At 59.4% G+C, this 5,811-nt stretch carries 6 protein-coding genes; 4 read left to right on the top strand and 2 right to left on the bottom strand.

The window, feature by feature from the left end; translation table 11 throughout:
• Positions 1-206: Sua5/YciO/YrdC/YwlC family protein (locus tag ACTH3D_RS12375; protein WP_441667433.1), on the top strand; the 206-nt coding region annotated here is incomplete at its 5' end.
• Positions 207-269: 63 nt separating this feature from the next.
• Here the strand turns inward: ACTH3D_RS12375 and ACTH3D_RS12370 are convergent.
• Positions 270-1,196 carry an ion transporter gene (locus tag ACTH3D_RS12370; protein WP_441667432.1) on the bottom strand — a complete coding sequence of 309 codons (927 nt, stop codon included), beginning with the start codon at positions 1,194-1,196 and terminating at the stop codon, positions 270-272.
• A gap of 4 nt (positions 1,197-1,200) precedes the next feature.
• Positions 1,201-2,091: a CYTH domain-containing protein gene (locus tag ACTH3D_RS12365; RefSeq protein ID WP_441667431.1), complete on the bottom strand. Its 891-nt coding sequence runs from the start codon at positions 2,089-2,091 to the stop codon at positions 1,201-1,203.
• A gap of 117 nt (positions 2,092-2,208) precedes the next feature.
• Between ACTH3D_RS12365 and ACTH3D_RS12360 the strand changes: the two genes are divergently transcribed.
• The 3 genes from ACTH3D_RS12360 (at position 2,209) to argA (ending at position 5,717) form a co-directional block, all read left to right on the top strand.
• Positions 2,209-2,889 (top strand): TIGR00153 family protein, encoded by a 681-nt coding sequence (locus ACTH3D_RS12360; protein WP_441667430.1) that lies wholly within the window; start codon positions 2,209-2,211, stop codon positions 2,887-2,889.
• A 57-nt stretch (positions 2,890-2,946) separates the two neighbouring features.
• Positions 2,947-4,212 (top strand): inorganic phosphate transporter, encoded by a 1,266-nt coding sequence (locus ACTH3D_RS12355; protein ID WP_441667429.1) that lies wholly within the window; start codon positions 2,947-2,949, stop codon positions 4,210-4,212.
• A gap of 194 nt (positions 4,213-4,406) precedes the next feature.
• Complete coding sequence (gene argA, locus ACTH3D_RS12350; protein WP_441667428.1) at positions 4,407-5,717, top strand: amino-acid N-acetyltransferase; 1,311 nt, start codon at positions 4,407-4,409, stop codon at positions 5,715-5,717.
• The last annotated feature ends 94 nt before the right edge of the window (positions 5,718-5,811 follow it).

The following is a 5,811-nucleotide window of genomic DNA, read 5'->3' as shown; positions in this document are numbered from 1 at the left end:
TGATGAGTGTGACGCTGATTCCGTTGGGGGATGACCAGCCAATGACCGATGCTGAAGAAATCCGCGAACGCTTCAGCGCTCAGCTTGACCTGATCATTGATGGTGGTGCCTGCCACCTGGAGCCGACGAGCGTGATTGATCTACGTGAGGTGCCGCCGGTCATCATGCGTGAAGGGCGCGGCGACACTTCGCCTTTTCTCGTGTAGGAGCCACCTTCAGGTAGCGATGGCGCCGTCAGGCGCCCAGGTTCTTTGACAGTGCCGTTCATATCAATCTTGGATGCCTTTTTTGCTGTCTTGCTCAGCGTCCTGTTCAGATTTCTCTTCTGGTTCTTCTTCGGGCAGGTTGGGGTCCGGGGAGTGCTCATCCAGCCAGGTGCCGCAGCGCAGGCAGTAGCGGGCACGCTTCTCATGGCGATCATGACCGCAGCCGGGGCAGGCTTCATCGGAGTATCGGTCGGCGCGGATTGAGCGGATTACTTCAGCCGAAAATATGCCGGTGGGCACGGCAATAATGGAGTAGCCGGTGAGCATCACCATCACTGATATCGCCTGGCCCACTGGTGTCACCGGTGTAATGTCGCCAAAGCCGACCGTGGTGAGAGTCACCACCGCCCAGTAGATAGCGCGCGGAATGCTGGTAAAGCCCGCCTCTATCGGTTCAATCAGATAAATCAGCGAGGCAAAGATCGTCACGATCATCAAGACAGTGAACAGGAATAGCACGATCTGACGGCCACTGCGTTGCATGGCACTGAGCAGCAGTTGCCCCTCGCCGACGAACTCCATCAGTCTCAATACTCGGAAGATGCGCAGTGTGCGCAGCAGGCGCAGTACCACAAGCGACTGGGCGCCCGGCAGCAACAGGGCCAGCCAGGCGGGTAGGATCGCAACAACGTCGAGTACGCCATAGAAACTGCGCAGATAGCGTCCCGGGCGCTCCAGGCAATACAGGCGCAGCGCCAACTCGACAGTAAACAGGCTGGTAAAGCTCCATTCCGCAAGGGTGAACCAGCTGCCGTAATCGGACCGCAGCGACGTTATGCTTTCGAGTATGACTACCATCACGCTGATGATGATCAAGCAGATCAGGGCGATATCGAAACCCTTGGCGAGTGGCGTGTCGGACTCGAAAATGACCTGGAAAAGCCAGGTGCGTAAGCCCTGCTTGGCAGGTTTCAGGTAGTGCGGGTCCACGGTGTCATCCTTGATTAATCTGGCAGTTGTGGGACCGGTCTGCCAGCTGCCGAACGAGGCGCAGTGCCTGTTGACCACAGTGCAGACTCCAGTCTGGCAGATGAGCTGCATGATCAAGCCCCTCACGCAGTGCAGCGGCAGGTCGGCTGATGCCCGCATCGGCAGACTCTGCCAGCCTGTCCAGCGCCTTTCTGGCCTGTATAAACCATTGCGGTTGCCCAGTATCATTCAGGGCGTCAAGCGCGACAAGAGCGCGTTGCAACGGTGCGCTCGGTGGCGGCAGCTGCCAGGGTTTACCGCGCAGGGCATTGCCACGTGCCGCCTTGCTGGTGTCGGAAGGGCGCACCGGAACCTGCTCGGCCAGCTTTTCTGCCAGATCGAGCAGGGCGCTGGCCTCGCCGCGTTTCAGTTCAAGTTCCAGTTCACAGATGTTTATTCTGTGCGCTGCCTGGTCTGAGTAGATCTCACCCTGATCAAGCGCCGCCTCAATGGTCGCTCCAGGGCTTTCCAGTAGCCAGGTCTCGCGTTGGAAGTCGGTGGTGAAAATCGCCGACAGCCGGGACAGCTGCTGGCGATTCAGCCCGGCAAGGGTGGGCAGCCCGTCCAGAAGGTTAATGTCAAGCGCCGGTGCGGAAAGCTCCCATTCCCACTCACCGCGCCGGGACAACCCACCCGCACTCTGGCCGCGGGTTTTCAGGGTCTGGATATGACGTTGTCCATCGTATCTCAGGCGTAGCGCTATGCCGCTGGCCTCCAGTACACCGTCGGGCGTGTCGAAATAGGTGTTACGCAGTTGGCGACAGGCTGCGGTGGCACCGACCAGCAAGTGATGGCCTCGTAGCAGCGCAGCTGCGCGGGTGTCGAGTGCCAGTTTTAGCTCGATTTCATGTGCCATTCAGCCACCTTGTTTGTGCAATGCAAAAAAGCAATGTGAATTCGCGTGTCATTTATGCCGATGAATCACTATACTGCCTCGCGCTAATCCCCGATCAGGATGACCTGGAAAAACACCATGGTGACATCGAACCCTTTCTCGGCGATCTTTGGTCGCTCGCCATTCCAGCCCCTTCTGGAGCATATCGTCAAGGTAGATGACTGTGCAGAGCAACTGCTGCCCTTCTTCGAGGCGACGCTTGTGGGAGACTGGACACAGGCTGGCATCCATCGCGAAAGCATTACACGTCTTGAGCACGAAGCCGATGACCTCAAGACCGAGCTACGCCTCAATCTGCCCAATACCATGTTCCTGCCGGTATCACGCTCTGATCTGCTGGACCTGATCAGTGCCCAGGACAAGATCGCCAACCAGGCAAGAGATATCAGTGGCATCATGATGGGTCGCAAGATGCAGGTGCCCGAGGCGCTGGCCTCGGCGATGCGTGATTACCTGCGTACGTCAGTGGCCTGCGTCAACCAGGCGCGTGAGGCCCTGGAGGAGCTGAAAGGACTGCTGGAGTCCGGCTTCGGGCGTGCTGTCTCTGATGTGATTGATAACCTGGTACGCGAACTGCACCACCTAGAACACCAGGTGGATGCACAGCAGGTGGCTATTCGCCGCCAGCTGTTCGAACTGGAAGCTGAACTGCCGCCGGTAGATGTGATGTTTCTTTATCGCGTCATTGATGGCATCGCCAGCCTGTCCGACCGCGCGGAGCGGGTCGGTGGGCGACTGCAGATCATGACAGCCAAGTAAGCGATGCCAGTTTTCGCTTGCTGCTGTATACCATTCGTCAGTCAGGGACGGTAATACATGTCGATCATCGCGCAATACGGTGAAATCTTCATCTGGATGGCCTGTATCTTCGGCTTTTTCATGGCTTGGGGGGTGGGTGCCAACGATGTGGCCAATGCCATGGGCACCTCGGTGGGCTCTAAAGCCATCACCATCCGCCAGGCGATCATCATCGCTGTCATTTTCGAGTTTCTGGGGGCTTGGCTGGCCGGTGGCCAGGTCACCGAGACCATTCGCAAAGGCATCATTGATCCCGCTCTGCTTGAGGATGATCCCCAACTACTGGTTTACGGCATGCTGGCCTCACTGCTGGCAGCCGGTAGCTGGCTGTTGCTGGCCTCAATGCGGGGCTGGCCGGTGTCAACCACGCACTCCATCGTTGGGGCAATTGTCGGCTTTGCACTGGCTGGCCTGGGTTTTGATGCGGTGGACTGGTCACGCGTTGGCAACATCGCAGCCAGCTGGGTCGTATCGCCACTGATGGCCGGTTCGATTGCCTTCATGCTGTTCAAGTCGGTGCAGCATCTGATCTTTGAAAACCGTGACCCGGAGCAGGCTGCCAAACGCTATGTACCGCTGTATGTGATGCTGGTCGGTTTTATTATTGCCATGGTGACGCTCACCAAGGGGCTGAAGCATATCGGGCTGGAAGTCAGCTTTAGTGAGAGCCTGCTTTACTCCTTGTTATTCGGTTGTGCGCTGATGCTGCTGGGCATCTGGATGGAACGCCGTCTGGCGCCGAGCTCGCGCAAGACAGACACTTTCGGGTTTGAAGGTGTTGAGCGTGTATTCGGCGTTCTGATGCTGTTTACCGCCTGTGCCATGGCCTTCGCCCACGGCTCCAATGATGTCGCCAATGCTGTAGGTCCGCTGGCAGCGGTGATCAGCGTGGTATATGACCACGGCGATATTCACGGCGCCGCGGCAGTGCCTTGGTGGGTGCTGGTGCTGGGCGGCGGCGGCATCGTGGTCGGCCTGGTGACCTATGGCCGCCGGGTAATTGCCACCGTAGGCACCGGCATTACAGAGCTCACACCCAGCCGCGGCTTTGCAGCCACGCTTGCTGCTGCCACTACCGTGGTGCTGGCCTCGGGCACAGGGCTGCCAATTTCCACGACGCATACCCTGGTAGGTGCCGTGCTTGGTGTGGGCCTGGCGCGAGGCATTGCGGCGCTCAACCTGAAAGTCATCGGAACCATCGTGATTTCCTGGTTGATTACGCTGCCTGCCGGCGGTGGACTGGCCATTGTGTTTTTCTTCCTGTTCAAAGGAATCTTCGGTTAACGGCCTGCCTGGCCAATGTTGGAGTGCCAGCGCAGCCCGATGGTGTCTGACAGACAGACGTCAAGGGTTGCGCTGGCATATCTGATGCGCTGCTGTGTATAGTCTTCGATTAGGCCATCGCTTGGTTCTCCAATCAGGTTTCCCTGGTGTTTTTCTTGTTGTCATTTTTCTCTTTCCACTGCCGGAGCTGACTTGTGTCGACCCGCTTCCCCTTCGTCGATTGGTTCCGTAACTCCTCGCCCTACATCAATGCCCACCGTGGGCAGACCTTTGTCATCCTGATTGAAGGCGAAGCGGTGGCGCAGGGACGAGGTGAGCAGCTGATCCAGGATCTGGCACTGCTACATACCCTGGGGGTGCGTCTGGTGGTGGTGCTAGGCATTCGCACCCAGCTGGCCGCAGCGCTTGAGGCGGCTGGTATTACACCGGACCAGCATCTGGGGCGCTGGGTGGCTGATGATCAGGCCATGACGCTAGTGGAGCGGGTGGCCGCCGAGCAGCGGCTATGGCTAGAAGCGCGGCTGTCGCTGGGCTTGCCCAACTCGCCGCTGCATGGGGTCGACATGACGGTGGTTTCTGGCAATCTGGTGATGGCCAAGCCGTTGGGGGTGCGCGACGGGGTGGACTTCGAGCGCAGCGGCGAAGTGCGGCGAGTGCGCAAAGATGCCTTGGAGCAGCTGCTGGCCACCAACAGCTTGGTGTTATTGCCGCCGATCGGTTTTTCCAGCACCGGTGAGGTGTTTGAGCTGGAGCCGGCGGAAATGGCCTGTCGCACGGCCACGGCTCTGGGTGCCGACAAGCTAATTCTGCTGGGCCAGGCCAGTGGCCTGACTGACGCAGGGGTGCTACAACGTCAGCTGACGCCGTTTGAAGCCGATGCCTGGCTTGAACATGCCGAACAGGGCAGTGAGCTGGCGCGCCATCTGGCTGCGGCCTGCGAAGCCGCCCGTCAGGGTGTGGCGCGAACTCACCTGCTGTCTTGGCAGGATCACGAAGCTCTGCTGGGTGAGCTGTTCACCCGTGACGGCGTCGGCACCATGATTACCCAGCAGCGCTATGAGCAGCTTCGTCAGGCGCAGGCCAGTGACATCGGCGGGCTGCTTGAGCTTGTTGCCCCGCTTGAGCGCAACGGCATGCTGGTGGCGCGTTCCCGCGAGCGGCTGGAAGTTGACATCGATGACTACTTGGTGGTTGAGCGTGATGGCATGGTCATCGCCTGTGCGGCGCTGCACAGCCAGCCCAACTCCACCGCCGGTGAGCTGGCCTGCGTGGTGGTGCATGCCGATTATCGCGGTGCAGACCGTGGCGAGCTGCTGCTCAACGAGGTAATACGCCGTGCCCGCCAGCGCAGGCTGGAATCACTATTTGTGCTAACTACCCACACCGCCCACTGGTTTGTCGAACACGGCTTCAGGCCGGCTGAATTGTCGGAGCTGCCGGTGATGCGACGCGAGACGTATAACCATGCGCGGCGCTCGCGGGTTCTGATCAAAGATCTGGACTGACGCCGGCTATGCCCTCCGTCGCACCGAGTCGCTGGCGCCCGCGCTCATTACTGCAGCTGGTGCTGTTGGCTTTTATTGCGGTGATGCTGCCGCT

It is taken from the genome of Halomonas sp., from assembly GCF_052095765.1.
In the GTDB taxonomy this organism is placed as follows: domain Bacteria; phylum Pseudomonadota; class Gammaproteobacteria; order Pseudomonadales; family Halomonadaceae; genus Halomonas.
The sequence above is the reverse complement of the archived record's forward strand: the minus strand, read 5'-3'. Positions and strand labels throughout refer to the sequence as shown.